The sequence below is a fragment of the Vibrio taketomensis genome (genome assembly GCF_009938165.1).
Classification (GTDB): domain Bacteria; phylum Pseudomonadota; class Gammaproteobacteria; order Enterobacterales; family Vibrionaceae; genus Vibrio; species Vibrio taketomensis.
Genome location: NZ_AP019650.1, coordinates 1 through 15,787, shown reverse-complemented (window position 1 = coordinate 15,787; position 15,787 = coordinate 1). Strand labels below are relative to the sequence as shown.

The 15,787-nt window shown below is 45.5% G+C and carries 15 protein-coding genes, 1 pseudogene and 1 riboswitch; of the genes and pseudogenes, 12 read left to right on the top strand and 4 right to left on the bottom strand.

The genetic code is table 11. The annotated features are described in order from the left end of the window. Positions 1–83: 83 nt before the first annotated feature. Both Vt282_RS13870 and Vt282_RS13865 read left to right on the top strand, forming a co-directional pair. A complete protein-coding gene (locus tag Vt282_RS13870) occupies positions 84–1,145 on the top strand; it encodes an HlyD family secretion protein (protein ID WP_162063760.1) in 1,062 nt (353 codons plus the stop codon). Positions 1,146–1,164: 19 nt separating this feature from the next. Then, positions 1,165–2,175, top strand: coding sequence for a DUF2955 domain-containing protein (locus tag Vt282_RS13865; RefSeq protein WP_162063759.1), 1,011 nt, complete (start codon positions 1,165–1,167; stop codon positions 2,173–2,175). 67 nt (positions 2,176–2,242) lie between these two features. Here Vt282_RS13865 and Vt282_RS13860 read toward each other — a convergent pair whose 3' ends face one another. The 3 genes from Vt282_RS13860 to Vt282_RS13850 all read right to left on the bottom strand — a co-directional run bounded on the left by Vt282_RS13860 (position 2,243) and on the right by Vt282_RS13850 (position 3,613). Then, positions 2,243–2,959 carry a YebC/PmpR family DNA-binding transcriptional regulator gene (locus Vt282_RS13860; protein ID WP_162047644.1) on the bottom strand — a complete coding sequence of 239 codons (717 nt, stop codon included), beginning with the start codon at positions 2,957–2,959 and terminating at the stop codon, positions 2,243–2,245. 103 nt (positions 2,960–3,062) lie between these two features. After that, complete coding sequence (locus Vt282_RS13855; protein WP_162063758.1) at positions 3,063–3,272, bottom strand: DUF3283 family protein; 210 nt, start codon at positions 3,270–3,272, stop codon at positions 3,063–3,065. Between the two features lie 143 nt (positions 3,273–3,415). Continuing rightward, positions 3,416–3,613 (bottom strand): PA3496 family putative envelope integrity protein, encoded by a 198-nt coding sequence (locus Vt282_RS13850; RefSeq protein ID WP_162047642.1) that lies wholly within the window; start codon positions 3,611–3,613, stop codon positions 3,416–3,418. Between the two features lie 370 nt (positions 3,614–3,983). Between Vt282_RS13850 and Vt282_RS13845 the strand changes: the two genes are divergently transcribed. The 10 genes and pseudogenes from Vt282_RS13845 (at position 3,984) to thiE (ending at position 12,216) form a co-directional block, all read left to right on the top strand. Continuing rightward, positions 3,984–4,832, top strand: coding sequence for an ABC transporter ATP-binding protein (locus Vt282_RS13845; protein WP_162063757.1), 849 nt, complete (start codon positions 3,984–3,986; stop codon positions 4,830–4,832). Beyond that, the gene (locus Vt282_RS13840) at positions 4,829–5,761 is read left to right on the top strand and encodes an ATP-binding cassette domain-containing protein (RefSeq protein WP_162047640.1); all 933 of its coding nucleotides are present in this window, start codon (positions 4,829–4,831) and stop codon (positions 5,759–5,761) included. The genes Vt282_RS13845 and Vt282_RS13840 overlap by 4 nt, the downstream gene beginning before the upstream one ends. Next, the gene (locus tag Vt282_RS13835; RefSeq protein WP_162063756.1) at positions 5,758–6,231 is read left to right on the top strand and encodes a transcriptional regulator; all 474 of its coding nucleotides are present in this window, start codon (positions 5,758–5,760) and stop codon (positions 6,229–6,231) included. The genes Vt282_RS13840 and Vt282_RS13835 overlap by 4 nt, the downstream gene beginning before the upstream one ends. Before the next feature lie 216 nt (positions 6,232–6,447). Continuing rightward, positions 6,448–6,559: riboswitch (TPP riboswitch) on the top strand. 99 nt (positions 6,560–6,658) lie between these two features. After that, positions 6,659–7,534 carry a bifunctional hydroxymethylpyrimidine kinase/phosphomethylpyrimidine kinase gene (gene thiD, locus Vt282_RS13830; RefSeq protein ID WP_162063755.1) on the top strand — a complete coding sequence of 292 codons (876 nt, stop codon included), beginning with the start codon at positions 6,659–6,661 and terminating at the stop codon, positions 7,532–7,534. Further along, positions 7,527–8,285 carry an ABC transporter ATP-binding protein gene (locus tag Vt282_RS13825; protein WP_162063754.1) on the top strand — a complete coding sequence of 253 codons (759 nt, stop codon included), beginning with the start codon at positions 7,527–7,529 and terminating at the stop codon, positions 8,283–8,285. The genes thiD and Vt282_RS13825 overlap by 8 nt, the downstream gene beginning before the upstream one ends. Positions 8,286–8,346: 61 nt before the next feature. Then, positions 8,347–9,072, top strand: a pseudogene (locus Vt282_RS13820) (ABC transporter permease); the annotation flags it as partial. A gap of 39 nt (positions 9,073–9,111) precedes the next feature. After that, entirely contained in the window at positions 9,112–10,065 is a 954-nt protein-coding gene (locus Vt282_RS13815; protein ID WP_162063752.1) for an ABC transporter substrate-binding protein, read from the top strand. A 15-nt stretch (positions 10,066–10,080) separates the two neighbouring features. Beyond that, a complete protein-coding gene (gene tenA, locus Vt282_RS13810) occupies positions 10,081–10,743 on the top strand; it encodes a thiaminase II (RefSeq protein ID WP_162063751.1) in 663 nt (220 codons plus the stop codon). A gap of 19 nt (positions 10,744–10,762) precedes the next feature. Further along, positions 10,763–11,554, top strand: a complete 792-nt coding sequence (gene thiM, locus Vt282_RS13805) for a hydroxyethylthiazole kinase (RefSeq protein WP_162063750.1) — start codon at positions 10,763–10,765, stop codon at positions 11,552–11,554. 47 nt (positions 11,555–11,601) lie between these two features. Further along, positions 11,602–12,216, top strand: a complete 615-nt coding sequence (gene thiE / locus Vt282_RS13800) for a thiamine phosphate synthase (RefSeq protein ID WP_162063749.1) — start codon at positions 11,602–11,604, stop codon at positions 12,214–12,216. 342 nt (positions 12,217–12,558) lie between these two features. Here thiE and Vt282_RS13795 read toward each other — a convergent pair whose 3' ends face one another. Further along, positions 12,559–14,529, bottom strand: a complete 1,971-nt coding sequence (locus Vt282_RS13795; RefSeq protein ID WP_162063748.1) for a replication initiator protein RctB domain-containing protein — start codon at positions 14,527–14,529, stop codon at positions 12,559–12,561. Positions 14,530–15,787 lie beyond the last annotated feature (1,258 nt).

Here is a 15,787-nt window from a genome sequence, read left to right as displayed (position 1 = left end):
GGACAGTTATATAGTGTCTATATGACAAAGCCAAGGAATACTGAAACAAGGAAGTAAATATCACAGCAAATATTGAGATGTTTATGACAGAAAAATTCTACCAATACCTTCTTTATGCAGTGCTTGGCACCACCATCCTTTTTTCGCTGTTCTTGGTAGCAGCCGATAATATCGCACCCTTTACTACCCAAGCCTCAATGCATCGCACTATTGCGACTATTGCACCTGAAACTTCTGGCGTGATTGAAAAAGTATTAGTGACTAATGGGCAGCGCGTGCACGCTGGTGAAACACTTTTTACCCTTGATGATCAAAGCTACCGCCTCAAAGTTCAGCAAGCAAAAGCGGAATTAGCTCAAGCAGAGCAAACATTCCTCGCGAATCAACAACAATTAAGCGCCAGCAAGCAAACTCTATTGCAACGCCAAGAACAACTTGCTAATGCCGAGGCAAAGCTAAAACGCAACCGTGCGCTGTACCAAAAAGGGTTAACCACAACACAAACCGTGGAAGATAGCCAACTTAACGTCAACGTGGCCAAAAGTGCGCAGCTCGCTGCCCAAGCTGAAGTCTTGCGTATTCAAGCGCAACTTGCCGATAACGACAGCAATGCAGCGATTCAACTCGCAAAAGCCAAACTTGCAGGTGCAGAGCTTGATGAACAGCATACTCACATCATTGCGCAAACCGATGGCGTGGTCACCAACTTACAACTACAAAGCGGCAGCTATATCAGCCAAGGCACTACGGCGCTGCTACTGGTTAACGAATCTGACGCTTGGCTGAGTGCTGATTTTAATGAAAAAGGCATTCGTCATCTCACTGATGGTAATCCGGTATATATCGCCTTTGACGCGATTCCTGGAGAAGTGTTTCGTGGCCATATCGCTAGCCAAGAACGAGCCATACGCGATACTGACAACAGCAATGGCCAGTTAGTTGATGTGGTTAACGATACCCGCTGGGTGCGTGAACAACAAAAGATCCGTGTGCGCATTCAACTCGATAATCAAGACTCACACTCGGTTGATCAATTAATTTCGGGAGCTCGCGCTTCTGTATCGGTCCAAAATGGCTCAACCATCATAGATACCATCAGCCTTGTTTGGATGCATGTCGTCGCGCTATTTCGTTATATCTACTAACCGATCTTAGGTAATGAGTATGACACGACTCTCACTAAACTTGTTCGATGATGCCTCGCAGCGCAATGAAGCGCTGCGCATCACACTTGCGATTACTGTCTGCATGTTACTCGGTAAGCTGCTCAACCTTGCCTCTCCGGTGTATTTGGCACTCTATCCAACCATCATCATGACAAAGGGAAAAGATTACTCATGGCAAGGTTTAGCGCGTACCTTTGCCCCGACACTGGCGGCGGCCAGTTGTGCGCTGGTAGTGAGCAATACCTTCTCTCAACATCCTTTTATCATCTGGACGATCAGCTTACTGTTCTTTGATTGGATGCGCCGACGAGCCAATACTCCAGCCAAAATGGGCGCCATGCTGATGCCGACCTTTAACTGGATTTTGGTGATCGTTTTTGCCCAACATACGACCGCTGATATGACGACCCGCATTCACGAAATATTGATCGCCATGGTCATCACGACCTGTGTGTGTAAAGCTGCTGTGGCGCTATTTCCAGTAGTCAGCAAGGGCAAGCCACCGCAATTTAAGCCCACACCTGTGAGTGCGCAGCAGAGACTATTGTCACTGGCACTGATTGGCTCTGGCGTGGCCTTTTTGCTCCAAGTGAATATGTTATCCGCCACCTTCTGTATGGTTCCAGTCATTGCCGCAGCCACCCAAAGTCAAGCGGATGCCTTTCGCCAAGTGGTTGAGCGACGTTTTATCACTCAAGTAGGCGGTTGTGCACTGGCGTTTATTTTTACCTTGGTGCTTTCTGGTCACCAGGCCAATATTGGTGTTTATACCCTGTTGCTAGGAGGCTTAATCTTTATGCTTGCCAGCATGATGGCGAAGGCAGATTTCAAGCTACGCGACCTTCATGGGGACGCATTATTGGCAACCATGCTGCCAATTCAGCTCTATATTGGTGCAAATGAGATGGGTTTAGAACGTACCTTCCTGCGCGGCTGGCAACTGGCGGTCACGCTGGGGATTTTATTTACACTCTACACGCTGGTGACACGCTCACGTAAACCTGCATAACCATAGTGCTCTAGGCATAAAAAAGGCTTCGCAATCGCGAAGCCTTTTCGTTTTTCAAACGCTAAAATTAGATTTCAGCGTTGTGGTAAACTTGTTGTACGTCATCACAATCTTCTAGAAGATCTAGGAACTTCTGGAATTTCTCTTGATCGTCAGCACCAATTACATGGTAAGACTGAGGAACGAAAGTGATCTCTTCAACGTCAAGAGTTAGTTCTGGGTACTCAGAGTTTAGAGCCGTCTTCACTTTGAAAAACTCAGTGTTTGGCGCATAAACAGTGATAATGCCGTCTTCAAGCTCGATGTCTGTCACGTCACAGTCAGCCATCATTAGCGCTTCTAGTACTGACTCTTCGTCTTCACCTTTGAACTGGAATACAGCTTGGTGAGCGAACATGTGAGAAACAGTACCTTCAACACCGATCTTCGCACCTGTTTTCACGAAACATTGGCGTACGTCTTGGAAAGTACGGTTACCGTTGTCTGTTAGACAGTCAACAATTACGCTAGCGCCGCCTGGAGAGAAACCTTCGTAGCGTGCTGGTACGTAATCTTCACCGCCGCCGCCGTTAGCTTTGTCTAGTGCTTTTTCGATAACGTGTGCTGGTACTTGGTCTTTCTTCGCCTTCGCGATTAGGTGACGAAGTGATAGGTTCATATCTGGATCTGAACCACCGTTTTTCGCACACATGTAAATTTCTTTACCGTATTTGGAATAAACTTTAATTTTTGCGCCTGCAGTTTTCGCCATAGAGGCTTTGCGCACTTCAAAACTTCTTCCCATCGGGACGATCTCTCTTAATTTAAATTTAACGCGAAGGATTTTAGCAAAAATTCGAGGCTTTTCAATTTCGCCTCTCATACCTTGTTATAGGTAGAGCTTGGGCTTACGCAACACCCATAAGTCGTTTGTATTTCACCACGCACTCAGTAAACCAAGTACGTTCAGCATCATCGATGATCTTACCTGCTTGTTGATCAATCTCATCAGGTCCTGCTTTAGCTTCTCTGAGCTTCCACACGAGGAACGCAGCCTGCTTATCCAGCTCAACTTTGTTCTTCTCATCTGCGGGTAACAACGACAAATTTACCGACATAGTTAGATCTCGAAAAAAATACGAGGCGGAAATATATCACATCAAACGCGAATGTAGAGAGTAGAAAGCGTGAATAGCTCTAAAAAACACAAAGGGTGGCTTATGAAATAGCCACCCTACGGAATGTTAGTACAAGTTGCAGTTTAGTGAAGCAATCCTAGTTCGCGAGCTTCTTCAATCGTTAAACCACTTTCACGAATCTCGCGCAACGCTTCAATGCGACGACGAGCTTCAGCAGATTTAACCATTGATGCAGGCTTATGTGATTCTACTTCTTCCGTGAAATCCCACTTGTTTGCAATGCTTGTCATTTCATCATGGTCTAATGAATTAATGGACATAAAAACCTCCGATAAAACCATGCTTTGGACGAGCTCATTCTTAACAAACCCACCCTAGTGTTGTTAAGCGTATTAAATCGAGATTGTGATTTTGGTAATAGTTCAAATATCAAAAAATAAAATCGCTATTATTTGCTTTGCACCCACCGAAATTGCGCAGTACATTTAAAAGATTCCCCCAAACAAATCCGACCTGAGCTAGATCACGTAAAGCTCAATAAAACACCAGCCTTAGCCGCATTAATCCTGTTATAACGGTGCTTTTTTCAACAATATTTTTCGATCAGGTTCACTCTTTTTCGCCCTGCTTCTTTTCCGATTGAAATCAAGAGTTAATGATAATCATTCTCTTTATCAATCGAGAATCGTTATGAGCCAACATTTTTTACAGCATGCATTTCATGCTGACCCGATTATTCAAATTCGCGATTTGTGCGTCGACTACATTACAGATCATGGTGATTTTAACGCCGTAAAAACAGTGAGTTTTGATATTGGGAAAGGTGAGATTTTTGGTCTCGCCGGAGAGTCCGGCTGTGGCAAAAGTACCATCGCCTTTGCCATTAACCGCCTACATAAGCCACCAGCGATCATTTCCGGAGGACAAATCCAGTTTGAAGGTCGCAACATTCTCAAACTACCAGAGAACGAGTTCAACAACATTCGTTGGAGTGAAATCGCGATGGTATTTCAAAGTGCGATGAACTCACTAAACCCTGTTCTATCAGTACAAGAACAATTTGCTGATGTATTGCGTCACCATCAAGGAATGAGCGAAGCCCAAGCGAAACATCGCGCTGAACAACTGCTTGATTTGGTGAACATTCCTCGAGAACGTTTGAGCGAATACCCACATCAATTCAGTGGCGGTATGCGTCAACGCCTCGTGATTGCTATTGCACTGTCACTCAATCCAAAAATGATCATTATGGATGAGCCAACTACAGCACTTGATGTGGTGGTGCAAAGAGAGATCTTGCAGCAAATTTACCAACTGCGTGAAGAGTTTGGTTTCTCAATTCTATTTATCACCCACGATTTAGCGTTAATGACTCAGCTCTGCGATCGCATCGCCATTATGCGCCATGGAGAAATAGTTGAAGTCAACACATCACGAGAAATTCGCCAGAATCCTAAACACGCCTACACACAAAAGCTATGGGCATCCTTTCCCAATATTCACCAGGGTAAACACCAAACAGAAGGAGCGCTGGTATGATGGAACCTATCATTCAAGTCAATAACATCGTTAAAGAGTTCACCATTGGCGGGGGCTTTTCTTCGGTCGAGCGCTTCAAAGCACTGCAGGGCGTCAGCTTTAACCTTTATGCAGGGCGAACCCTAGCTCTCGTTGGAGAGTCAGGCTGTGGTAAAAGTACCTGTGCACGATTGATCACGAAAGTCTATCCAGCAACCAGTGGTGAAATCCTATTTAATGGGCAAAATATTGATGATATTCATGGCCGCAAAGCGGTTCTCGATTATCGCAGTAAAGTACAAATGGTGTTTCAAGACCCATTTGGCTCGCTGAACCCAACCCATACCATCGAACACCACCTCACTCGCCCACTCAAAATTCACAAACAGATCAAAAGTGACAAAGACATTCCTGAGCGCTTACAACAACTTCTTGAACAAGTAGAGCTCGCACCCGATACACTAAAAAAATATCCACATGAACTGAGTGGCGGTCAACGTCAACGCGTGAACTTAGCGCGAGCACTAGCGGTGGGTGCGCAAGTGATTCTGGCTGATGAACCAACCTCAATGCTGGATGTGTCCATCCGTTTAGGCGTACTCAATCTCATGCAGCGAATGAAGCAAGAGCTGGGCATTGGATTTTTATACATTACCCATGATCTTGCGACTGCCCATTACATCGCAGAGGAAACGGCAGTGATGTACAAAGGGCAAATAGTAGAATGGGGAGACACCCAAGCGATCCTTAGCAATCCACAACACCCGTATACCAAGTTATTGATTTCTGCAGTGCCGGATCCTGATCTTCCATTTGGTCATTTAGTCAAAACTGAGCCAGACTATTCAATAGCAGCGGATCAAATTCGTGCCACCAGCGCAGTAATGCAAGAGGGTATAGAACAAGTTGGTCCTAATCACTTTGTTAAACAATGGGATAATGCAGCATGATCCAATTAGAATCCTGGGTAGACGCGATAAGCGACTGGTATCAACACCGAAAGCATGATCAAGATAAATCACTGCAATCATTGATCCACTCTGCTCCGGATTCTGTTTGGGGGCCGAGCGTAAGTGAATTACAAAGCAAAGCCATCGCCTGTTGGTTAGATGGCTGCTTACGAATCTTTCAAGGTCTACGTTATTCAGACCCCACCACGGCCTATCAGTACCTGCAGTTCGCCAGCAGCAAGCTGCAAGCTTGCGTTAGCCAACCGACGGCAGATCTCGAACTCAAAGATTGGGCAATGAAACGCTTACAACACCTGACCGTGCTGGCGTTAGAGTTTTGCAATCAGCAACCACAACTCAAATGGCAACAAGAGTCAGACTGTGTGATCGAATCTCACGTGCAGTTTATGGCCGCACAAGGTTGGAATGAAACTCGAAAGCATGATCAAGGGGCTCGCACTCTTCATTGATCCGGATCGCACTTTATCATCAATTAGCCTTGATCATCTTTCCGTAAACGGCTTCATGCTTCCGATATTTTAAAGGGCTTCCAGCCCTTTTTGTTTTGGTGTCTTTTGCTATCACGCAGAATACATAGCAATCCATAATTCAATTGTGATCGCTCTGGGCATACTGATGTCAGACAAACGCGTAGACTAACAATATCGCGAGCTGTTATGATCAGCTCAACATAGTCGGGGGGCCAAAGCGCAAAAGCGCAGCGGCTGAGATCGAATTTCGAGACCCGTTGAACCTGATTCAGTTAGCACTGGCGTAGGGAACTATCATCACTTTGCTCTTGGTCTCATTTGTCGAGCCCTATTGAAAGCTCAGCCTTAGCTGCACTTATCAAATTAGCCAAAGTTGGTTCCTTTACGTGCAGTTAAAGGAGCGACCATGGCGACATTAGCCAACACCACCCATTCTTTCTCTCATACACCGATTGTACTGACCATTGCAGGTTCGGATAGCGGCGGCGGCGCAGGTATTCAAGCCGATATTAAGGCCATCTCAGCCACTGGTAGCTTTGCCTGTTCTGTCATCACAGCCATCACCTCACAAAATACCTTAGGTGTCTCTGCTATTTTTCCGATACCACTTGAGCATGTTGAAAGCCAATTAGATGCCGTGTTTAGCGATCTCAATATTGTCGCAGTCAAAGTGGGTATGTTAGCCGACGCGAACATCATCAAAGTGGTTGCCAACAAGATAAAACAATACCAACCGAAACATTTGGTCATTGACCCTGTCATGGTCGCCACCAGCGGCGATTTATTGCTTGAACAATCAGCAATTAGCACTCTAAAAACAGAGCTAATTCCACTGGCAGACATCATCACCCCTAACTTACCGGAAGGTGCCGCTTTAACTGGGCTTGCAGTGCCACACAATCAAGATCAAATGACAGCAATGATCGAAGATCTTCGTGCCCTAGGAGCGAAAGCGGTGCTATTAAAAGGTGGACACCTGGAACAAGATGAAAATAGTAACGATCTTTTGATCCAGACTGAATCAGTCCATTTGATCAGCGCCAAACGCTGCGCGACCAAAAACACCCACGGTACGGGCTGTACGCTATCTTCCGCCCTCGCCTCTTACCTTGCGCAAGGCAATGAGATGCAAACCGCAGTAGAATTGGCAAAGCAATATATCTCACAAGCAATAGCTCATGCGGATGAATTGCAGATTGGTCACGGCCACGGCCCGGTACATCACTTCTTCGCTGGCCCAGATTTTGGTAAACGTGACAACGGAACCCAAACTGATGTTTGAGGCTCCTTTAGGCATCACACTCAAGCATTTTGCCCTGCAATATCAAGATAACGCCCAACCAACACTATCGGGGATTGATATGACTATCCCCGCAGGGCAATGGACGGTGTTACTCGGCCGTAGTGGTAGTGGAAAAACCACCCTACTACGCTACCTAGCCGGCCTACCGAGTGACAACGTCACAACAAGAGGTGTGTTACTCACATCTGACGAGCGGCCAGTGAGTCACCACGTCGCCTATATGGCACAACAAGACCTGTTGCTACCTTGGCTTAGCGTGCTTGATAACGTCTGTTTAAGTATGCGCTTTGCCACTAACCAACAGAGTAAACCTCACCCACAAGAGCAAGCTTTGAAGCTTTTAGAGCAGGTAGGGCTAGCTGACTATGCTGACGCTAAACCGGCTCAGCTCTCAGGAGGAATGCGCCAACGGGTAGCATTGGCTCGAACCCTGATGCAAAACAAGCCTATCGTATTAATGGATGAGCCATTCTCAGCACTGGATGCCGTGACGAGGCACAAACTGCAAGGTTTAGCTGCCAAGCTATTAGCTGGAAAAACCGTGGTACTGATTACCCATGATCCACAAGAGGCGGTGCGCCTTGCCGAACAACTTTATGTACTGCGCGGCACACCGGCCAAAGTGCAATCTTTGAATGTGCCAAAAAGCTTGCCACCGCGAACTCTCGATACAGAATGCACCTCGCTGCAACAAGCGATTTTAGATCAATTGGAGCAGGACTATGCATGATCTCAGCCAGTTAAATCCCACCAAGATCGACCGCAGCGCCAGATCCTCTCATGCTTTCGCTCGTGCCTTGATCAGCGTTGCGGTCATTTTGGGTTTCTGGCAATTGATCGTTATGGCATTTGCGATGCCAAGCTTCATTCTTCCAGCCCCACTTGAGGTATTTAATAAACTTATAACCCGTCATGACGTACTGCTCAAACACACTTGGATCACCGCCCAAGAAATCTTGCTCGGGCTGCTGCTTGGCCTTTCTATGGGGCTTGTGTTTGCACTGCAAATGCTACTGTTTGAACCGCTAAAGCGCTGGTTGCTACCCATTCTGATTGCCAGCCAAGCCATTCCTGTATTTGCCATTGCGCCAGTGCTGATGTTGTGGCTGGGCTATGGCATGGCATCCAAAGTGGTGATGGCGGCAATCATCATTTTTTTCCCAGTGACCACCTGCTGCTATGACGGCTTACGTAACACCCCAACGGGTTATCTTGATCTCGCTAAAACCATGGGCGCGACAAAATGGCAGTTGCTGCGACATATCCAATTGCCCGCCGCTCTACCAACACTCGCTTCAGGCATTCGAGTTGCCGTGGTGATTGCACCCATTGGTGCTGTTGTTGGTGAATGGGTAGGTTCGAGTGCCGGACTTGGCTATCTGATGTTACAAGCCAACGCACGCATGATCATCGATGAAATGTTTGCAGCGCTGTTTATTCTCGCCGCATTTTCTATCGCACTCTATTTCATCACCGACAAGTTACTTAAAACCGCCATACCCTGGGAAAACAACTAATAGCAGCCATAAGAGTTGCCAACAAAAGGAATCAAACACATGAATAAAAGCAAATTTATCCAAGCATCTGCGCTACTCAGTACGATGCTTGCTAGCCATGCATTTGCCGCCGATAAAGAGCTAACGCTAATGCTCGATTGGTTCGTCAACCCCAATCATGGCCCGATCGTGATCGCTCAAGAGCGAGGTTACTTTGAGCAGCAAGGGCTTAAAGTTAACATTCAAGAGCCTGCAGACCCAAGTACGCCTCCTAAAATGGTCGCCGCAGGCAAAGTCGATCTTGCCATTAGCTACCAACCTAACCTGACGATTGATGTGGCAGCAGGCCTCCCTCTGATCCGCTCGGCAACTTTAATCGCGACTCCGCTAAACACGCTTATGGTGCTTGATAATGGCAACAATGACTCACTTGCCGATCTCAAAGGCAAGAAGATTGGTATCGCAATCGCGGGCAATGAAGAGGCCACCATCGGCACGATGCTTGCGCAGCAACATGTAAAGTATTCAGACGTTGAAATCATTAACGTCGGTTGGGCGCTGTCTTCGTCTCTTGCTTCAGGCAAAGTCGATGCAATTTGGGGTGGTCTACGTAACTTTGAAACCAACCAGTTAGCACTGGAGGGCTACCAAGCAAAAGCGTTTTATCCTGAAGAAAATGGCGTACCGACCTATGACGAATTGGTGTTTGTCGCCAACGCGAACCACTATGATAAACAAGCGTTGCAAGCGTTTAATACAGCGCTAGAGCAAGCCACAACCTACATCGTTAATCATCCTCAAAAATCGTGGCAGGAGTTTGTCGCTTACTCCCCTGACACGCTCAACAATGAACTCAACCACCGCGCTTGGAATGACACTCTCACTCGCTTTGCACTACGCCCATCAGCAGTCGATCTTAAACGCTACGACGACTACGCCAAATTTATGTATTTACACAAGATCATTAGCACTCTACCCAGAGCACAAGATTACGTGCCAAACCTAAACCAATAACCAAGGACTTTTCACGTGCAATACCAAGATTTGATCAATGCATGCCAATCTGACTGGCAACAATACACTCAGCATCAATTTGTTCAGCAACTTGCGAGCGGAGAATTGGCTCAGCCTTGCTTCCTGCACTATCTCAAGCAGGATTTTCTGTTTCTTAAGCAATACGCTCGTGCCTACGCTTTAGCGATTTATAAAGCTCGTACCTTAGAAGATATGCGTCGTGCACTACCAAGTGTTCATGCCCTACTCGACTCTGAGATTGCACACCACGTAAGTTACTGTCAGCAGTGGGGATTGACAGAAAGTGACCTTGAAAATGAAGCGGAAGATTTTGGCACTGTTGCCTACACCCGCTACGTACTCGATGCAGGCATGACTGGTGATTTAGTCGAGCTCTATGCCGCCCTTGCCCCATGTTCCATCGGCTATGCCACGATTGGCAAAATGCTGATTGAAGACAGTAATACGCGCATTGAGGGCAACCCTTACGCCAGTTGGATTCAACTTTATGGCGGTGAAGAGTTTCAAACTGGTGTGGCCAAAGGAGCAGAACATTTTAACCAACTGTTGGCTGAAATCGACATTCACAGCCAGTGTGGGCAAAACCTAATTCAAGTATTTAAAACCGCAACCCGAATGGAAGTTGCATTCTGGCAACAAGGATTAAATGCGCGTTAAGCGCTGCAGGAGTAATCAAATGTTAGTGGATAAAATCATTCAAGCACTCAGTGCCGTGCGTGAACAAAAACCGCTGGTGGTCAACATTACTAACTATGTGGTAATGAACAATACCGCCAATGCCTTACTGGCCGTCGGCGCATCCCCAATCATGGCCCACTCAAAGCAAGAAATGGCCGAAATGATGTCGTTTACTGGAGCGTTAGTGATCAACATTGGCACTCTAGACAGCGTTTGGACACCACGAATGGAATTTGCGGTTGAGCAAGCCAATCTCAATAGCAAGATTGTGGTATTGGATCCGGTGGGTTGCGGTGCAAGTAAACTGCGTACAGAAACCTCTCGTCAAATCGCACGCTTAGCCGATAAGTTGATCATTCGTGGTAACGCTTCAGAAATCATTGCATTAGCCGGTGAACAGGCACAAACCAAAGGCGTAGATGCCCAAGACAGCAGTGAAGCGGCGCTCGGCGCTGCGCACCTCCTCGTGGCGGAATACGGCGCCAATGTCGTGATCTCTGGCGAGACTGATTACATTGTTACGCAAAATCAAACTGTAAGCCTCTCTAACGGCGATCAAATGATGCCGTACGTCACTGGCATGGGTTGCTCTTTAACCGCGCTTACAGGCGCATTTGCAGCGATTGGCGAGGATACTGGTTTAGCGGCCGCTGCCATATTTGGCGTTGCCGGTGAAATTGCTGCTGAACGTGCCCAAGGTCCTGGCAGCTTGCAGGTCGCGCTATTAGATACTCTGTATCAACTTGATGAAGCTACGCTGCGTCAGCGCCTAAAACTACACATCCACTAAAAATTATGGCTCGCCCGTTACGGCGTGGCGAGCCATTAGGAACCAATATGAATCCTTATCGTTTATACCTCGTTACCGATGATCAACAAGACCTAAGAACGCTCACCCATGTGGTAGAACAAGCGGTAAAAGGCGGCGTTACTATGGTACAAATACGTGAAAAGCATGGCGATGTACGCGCTTTTATCGAACGAGCTCAAGCGGTTAAAAATGTACTCGCCGGTACTGGCGTACCTTTGATCGTCAATGACCGAGTCGATGTCGCACTGGCGGTCGATGCCGATGGTGTCCACCTCGGTCAAACCGATATGCCAGCAGAGATAGCACGGCGCTTGATCGGCCCAAATAAGATTCTCGGTTTATCGATCGAAAATCACGATCAACTGCTTCAAGCCGATGACTTGCCGATCGATTACATTGGATTAAGCGCGATTTTTGCCACGCCAACCAAAGCCAATACGCAAAAACATTGGGGGATCGAGGGCTTGATCGAGGCACTAAACACGACACAACTGCCGGTAGTGGCAATTGGTGGTATCAATCAAGCCAATATTCCCCAGTTGTGTGCTACCGGAGTGCATGGCATAGCGTTGGTGTCTGCTATTTGTCATGCAGACGATCCATGTCAAACAACCCAACAACTGTTGCAATTAATTGATTGAGCGGATTCATCAACGATAACGAAACCAGTCAAGTTGGCTGGTTTCAACGTTTTTAAGGCAAAAAAAAAGCGAGCTCAACTCGAACTCGCTATCAATGCATAATGTGACAACATACATCTATTGGCCCCAAAACTACTTGGTTTTGCTGAGTTTTACCGCAACTCAACAATGCAGCTTTAGCCCCAAGCAGACGAGGGGAAAGGACAAAAGGTGAAAGTACCCAAGTAACTTCTAGGAGGAGGCGGCTTGAGTACTATCAGGAAAATCCTAACGCCAAATAAATTCATACTGTCAGTATTAAGTCAGAGTCCGGTAGTAAAACTGTTTAATTTACATACAGTCTTACACAGCTACTTCATCTAATGCACGGAACACTGTTTCATCAAGATGACCATCCATTACCTGCTTGCACACCTTGCGTCGCACCGCGAGGCCTGCGATCAGACGCTCAATCGACAGATGCTTATTGTCACTTTGGCTGTTGTACAGCTCAACCATTTTACTCAGTGTTTCGTATGGTATTTTATCTTCACCCACACGCAACCAATCAAGCTTATCAATCAACTCAATACACTCCTCGCGGATTGAGCCTTGAGAGTGTCCTGTCATTGCAGCCAATGCTGCGATACTGCGCTCTAGGGCCTCTTCAGAGGTGTATTTCGATAAAGTAATAGTGATTTCATCAGCGTTGATTTCCACCAAGTGCTTACGCTGTTTCACTCGACGCCCTAAGTGGCCTTTAGGAGAACGTTCTTTGCGTTGAATAGGTTCAAATTCACCATCAATGATTTGTGATAGCTCATCCAACTGCTGGCGACTCACCATTTCGTTTCGCAACGGATTAGGCAGGGTTGGTGCCATGTTACGTTTGCCTGCATTGGTGGTACGAGCGCGTGAATAACGGAGGACTTCTTCCACATCACACTTAATATCGACTTGATAATCTTTGATCTTATCTTTCTCACTGATCGCCGAAATCGTCAGATGGTAACCCCACAGATTCACCACGAAAAGATCGTCAGACCCTTTGCCATCCGATAATCGTTTTAATTCACGGATCAGATCCATTGAGAAGCGACGCCAATCGATATTACGCGCAAGTTTTTGGTTGAGTTCGCTGAGCAACATGACGTCAGTATGGCGACGAGACATACGGCTACGGAAATAGCTGTATAGCTGGAACACCAACGTATGTTGCTTCAGAATTTCCGGTGGAAACAAGAAGAAATAATCGCGAGTTAACAGCTCTTCATAGAACGACGGTTCCCAAACCAGGATGTATAGGTTCGGTTTAATGCGAATTTCGCCGTCAGAGCCCTCTGTAGGCGCTTCTTCGGACGCAGTAATGGTTCGGGCTAGGAAACGGAAACGATCGCTCTTAAAGCCTTCTGGCATGTTTTCGCTTAACCAGCGTCCGGTGAGCTCATGCAACTGGAAATCAGTGAATTCAATTCGATCAATACTGTCACGGATAGAATCGCGTGCAGGGCCACTGTCTTTCTTACCACGCAGGGACAAAATATCCGTGATGTAGAGTGGCGTTTTGTTCGGTACATGCTTGGCATCCAGTTGATACTGGTACTGATGATGATCATGGTATTGCACCGTTAAAGTAAACAGGGCAAACAAGGTCATCAGATCGTCAACTGTCATGATATTTTTTGATGATCGTGTTTCGATCACTGCGCGAGTGCCAGAGATCGATACCATCGATTTTTGATAGTTTTTACGGGTGCGTGGTGGAGCAAGTGCTTGGTCGATAATCCCGGCCCAGTTGGTTGGTGAAACGACAAATTGGTCCGCTTCATCTTTCATCGCTGGTGGCGTATTCAAGCCATATTCATTCAATAAACGCTTATTCACTTGTGTCTGAGCAAGTGCTTTAGAACGTTTCTTTTTCTCACTCTGTTTAACACTTTCGGTCACTAAACTCGTTGCGCCTAATGCAGAAATCAGTTTGCTAGGATTCACAAACGTATGCAGCATTGTTTTACCAGCAAGCCCTTCTTCAAATCGCACAGGAATTTGCTCAAAGAGTCCGACTGTTACCGCTGCACGTAAACGCTGTTGAATTGCCGCTCGCGTAATTTGACCGTCTGTTGCTTCGATTAGCTCAGTTGTGGATACCAAACCATCTTTACTACTAAAACCACGTAGTGAAATTAAATTCAGAAGCTCAACTATGCTTTTAGTCACGCCTTTGAAGTGCTGGTATTGTTCTATCCAATCAACTGCGGTTTCTGACACTTCAAATAAATGTCCATCCTTGTGACTGCGAGGCGCTTTGATCAGTATTTTTTCTTCTGAACTCATTTTAGATCCGGATCACATAAGCCGTAATATCGTTATAGTTCCCGAAGAATAAAGAAAATCAGATCATAAATAAAGAAAAACTTATTGTTCTTTTAAACTGATCTTTATGATTATTCTGATCTTATTTGATTATATGATTCTATTGATCTGATGAAGTTTTACGTCTAATTAATTGATATTAAACACTAAAAAATCAGCACTGGAAAGCATGATCATGTAAATATCGAAAACATGATCATAGAACAACAGAAAGCATGATCAAATTGACATGAAACCATGATCATCATGATTGCGAATCAATGATCAATATCTTTTTGAAAGCATGATCATCGTTGCTACACATCTTATCCACAGGGCGATCTGCTTAGATTTGTATGATCATACACTGAATGCGATTCATTGGGGCATTTTTCTCCGTAACGATGATCAAGGAAAACGCATTTTTTCGTTTAATTCGGTAGATACAGCTTAACCTAGTCAGTCGAAATACAGTCGCATGCTCAGTTATCAACAGCGAAATAATACACAGATATTGTCGTAAGCATGATCAAGGTTGATGGCATTGAGCGCAGAACGTACAACGATTTGTGATTTCGTTATTCCATTTGCCCCTAATCGTCTATCAAGTCAATGTTCATCAGCATTTGGCCGTAATTTGGTAATGTTTTTTCATGCTTCCGATGGTGTGGATTACCTTGATCATTGATCCTATAGATGATCTCTTTTTCTTGTCGCTATCATCATCAATGTAAATGTGTTTTTCTTCTTGATCATGCTTCCTTAACTATCAAATTTACCCGTAAGCATGATCAAGTGGATTGCCTTGATCATGCTTTCGTATTCCGTCAATCTTATTTGTTGCAAGATTCGAATAATCACTTTGCGATGCAAATTCTAATTTCAGGGTGAATGTTATGGGCGTGTATGTTGAAATTGAAATTCTAATAAATTGATTTAACACCTACCGTAATTTGACGTAGAAAATGTATCGTTCCGGTAAATTCACCAATGTTGGCTATTTTTTAGCTGTTTACATTGTAAATAAGTGACGTGGTAACACTTTTAAAGTTGGACGTTATCAGCATCATTATGAGTTAAATAATTGGTTATTTTTGACTGTTTTTTCTAATCTTTCATTTAAATGGTACTTTTATCTCATTTTAATGTGATATTCATCAAATGCACTCGTTCACCTTTTATTGTATAAGTTATTAATTGCTGTACAATAATTTACGTCTACTAATAACGGAATTTGGCG

Bases quoted from the DNA above. Each gene is read 5' to 3' on its own strand.
- Vt282_RS13870 (WP_162063760.1), top strand. From the start codon at position 84: ATGACAGAAAAATTCTACCAATACCTTCTTTATGCAGTGCTTGGCACC.
- Vt282_RS13865 (WP_162063759.1), top strand. From the start codon at position 1,165: ATGACACGACTCTCACTAAACTTGTTCGATGATGCCTCGCAGCGCAAT.
- Vt282_RS13860 (WP_162047644.1), bottom strand. From the start codon at position 2,959: ATGGGAAGAAGTTTTGAAGTGCGCAAAGCCTCTATGGCGAAAACTGCA.
- Vt282_RS13855 (WP_162063758.1), bottom strand. From the start codon at position 3,272: ATGTCGGTAAATTTGTCGTTGTTACCCGCAGATGAGAAGAACAAAGTT.
- Vt282_RS13850 (WP_162047642.1), bottom strand. From the start codon at position 3,613: ATGTCCATTAATTCATTAGACCATGATGAAATGACAAGCATTGCAAAC.
- Vt282_RS13845 (WP_162063757.1), top strand. From the start codon at position 3,984: ATGAGCCAACATTTTTTACAGCATGCATTTCATGCTGACCCGATTATT.
- Vt282_RS13840 (WP_162047640.1), top strand. From the start codon at position 4,829: ATGATGGAACCTATCATTCAAGTCAATAACATCGTTAAAGAGTTCACC.
- Vt282_RS13835 (WP_162063756.1), top strand. From the start codon at position 5,758: ATGATCCAATTAGAATCCTGGGTAGACGCGATAAGCGACTGGTATCAA.
- thiD (WP_162063755.1), top strand. From the start codon at position 6,659: ATGGCGACATTAGCCAACACCACCCATTCTTTCTCTCATACACCGATT.
- Vt282_RS13825 (WP_162063754.1), top strand. From the start codon at position 7,527: ATGTTTGAGGCTCCTTTAGGCATCACACTCAAGCATTTTGCCCTGCAA.
- Vt282_RS13815 (WP_162063752.1), top strand. From the start codon at position 9,112: ATGAATAAAAGCAAATTTATCCAAGCATCTGCGCTACTCAGTACGATG.
- thiM (WP_162063750.1), top strand. From the start codon at position 10,763: ATGTTAGTGGATAAAATCATTCAAGCACTCAGTGCCGTGCGTGAACAA.
- thiE (WP_162063749.1), top strand. From the start codon at position 11,602: ATGAATCCTTATCGTTTATACCTCGTTACCGATGATCAACAAGACCTA.
- Vt282_RS13795 (WP_162063748.1), bottom strand. From the start codon at position 14,529: ATGAGTTCAGAAGAAAAAATACTGATCAAAGCGCCTCGCAGTCACAAG.